Consider the following 2,099-nt stretch of genomic DNA (forward strand, 5'->3'; position numbering starts at 1 on the left):
CGCAGTCTGGCTGCCTATGAGCATCAGGATGTGCCGTTTGAGGTGCTTGTCGAGCGGTTGAACCCGACTCGCAGCCGTACCCATCATCCGCTGGTGCAGGTGATGTTGGCGTGGCAGAACTGGCAGGGCCCCGATCCCACCGCGGGTTTGACCCTGGGTGACGTGCAGGTGGCCCCGCTGTCCACCGATACCCATTCGGCTCGAATGGATTTGACGTTTTCGTTGGCTGAGCGGTGGTCTGAGGGGGGTGAGCCGGCCGGGATTGGTGGTGAGGTCGAGTTTCGTACCGATGTTTTTGATGCGGCCAGTATTGAGTTGTTGGTCGAGCGGTTGCGTCGGGTGTTGGAGTGGATGGTGGCCGATCCTGGTGGTCGGTTGTCGTCGATGGATGTGCTCGATGAGGTGGACTATGCCCGTTTGGATGAGTGGGGTAATCGGGGGGCGCTGAGTCGTCGAGCGAGTGTGTCGGAGTCGATTCCGGGGTTGTTCGCGGCGCAGGTGTTGCGTTCTCCGCAGGCGGCGGCGGTGAGTTTTGAGGGCCGTTCGTTGACTTATCGGGAACTGGATGAGGCGTCGAATCGGTTGGCGCATTTGTTGGTTGAGCGTGGGGCGGGTCCGGGTCAGCGGGTGGCGCTGTTGTTGGATCGTTCAGCTCAGGCGGTGACGGCGCTGTTGGCGGTGCTCAAGACCGGTGCGGCGTATCTGGCGATGGATCCGGCTCATCCGGCGGCGCGGATGGAGTTCATGCTCGCCGATGCCGCGCCGATCGCGGTGCTGAGCACCGCGGTGTTGGCCGGGCGGCTTGAGCGCTGTGAGGTGCCGATCATCGACATCGCTGAGCCTGGTATCGAGGATTATCCGAGCACGGGCTTGCCATCCCCGGCGGCTGAGGACATCGCGTACTTGATTTACACCTCGGGTACCACCGGTAGGCCCAAGGGTGTGGCGGTCACTCATCGCAATGTGGTGTCTTTGTTGGAGGCCTTGGACGCCGATGTGGAGTTGTCGGCCGGGCAGGTGTGGACGCAGTGTCATTCGTTGGCCTTCGATTTCTCGGTGTGGGAGATCTGGGGTGCGCTGGCCCATGGGGGTCGGGTGGTGGTGGTGCCCGATGCGGTGGTGCGTTCGCCGGAGGATCTGCATGATCTGCTGGTCGGTGAGCAGGTCAGTGTGTTGAGTCAGACGCCGTCGGCGTTTTATGCGTTGCAGACCGCTGATGCGTTGTCTGCGCAGAAGAGCGCTCAGCTGGCGCTGCAGATGGTGGTGTTCGGTGGGGAGGCCTTAGAGCCGCAGCGGTTGGCGTCGTGGCTGGATCGTCATCCGGGGTTGCCGCGGATGATCAATATGTATGGGATCACCGAGACCACGGTGCATGCCTCGTTCCGTGAGATTGTGGCCGCCGATGTCGACAGTGCGGTCAGCCCGATCGGGGTGCCGTTGGCGCATCTGGGCTTTTTCGTGTTGGACAAGTGGTTGCGTCGGGTGCCTGCCGGTGTGGTCGGTGAGTTGTATGTCGCCGGTGCGGGGTTGGCGTGTGGGTATCTGGGTCGCTCGGATCTGAGCGCGACGCGGTTTGTGGCGTGTCCGTTCGCTGATGCCAGTGACCCCGGGCAGCGGATGTATCGCACCGGCGATCTTGCCTCGTGGGGTGCTGATGGGCAGCTTCGCTATCTGGGGCGTGCTGATGACCAGGTCAAGATCCGTGGGTATCGCATCGAGTTGGGTGAGATTCAGGTCGCGTTGAACGCCCTGGAGGGGGTGGATCAGGCCGCGGTGATCGCTCGAGAGGATCGCCCCGGCGACAAGCGTCTGGTCGGCTATGTCACCGGCAGCATCGATCCGGTGGCTGCGCGTAGCGCGCTGAGCGAACGGCTGCCCGCCTACATGGTCCCGACCGCGATCGTTGCCCTGGACAAGCTGCCGTTGACGGTCAACGGCAAGCTCGACACCCGCGCCCTGCCGGCACCGGAATACCAGGACATCGACCACTACCGGGCCCCGGGCAACCACACCGAAGAAGTCCTGGCCCGCATCTATGCCCAAGTCCTGGGCCTGGACCGCGTCGGCGTCGACGACTCCTTCTTCGAACTCGGCGGCGA

The 2,099-nt window shown here is 63.5% G+C and carries 1 protein-coding gene; it reads left to right on the top strand.

The window, feature by feature from the left end; all coding sequences use genetic code 11:
* Positions 1 to 2,099 (top strand): non-ribosomal peptide synthetase (locus AU197_RS19435; protein WP_156434488.1); only part of this gene is annotated, 2,099 nt, incomplete at both ends.

The sequence above is a fragment of the Mycobacterium sp. IS-1590 genome (genome assembly GCF_001500025.1).
Lineage (GTDB): Bacteria > Actinomycetota > Actinomycetes > Mycobacteriales > Mycobacteriaceae > Mycobacterium.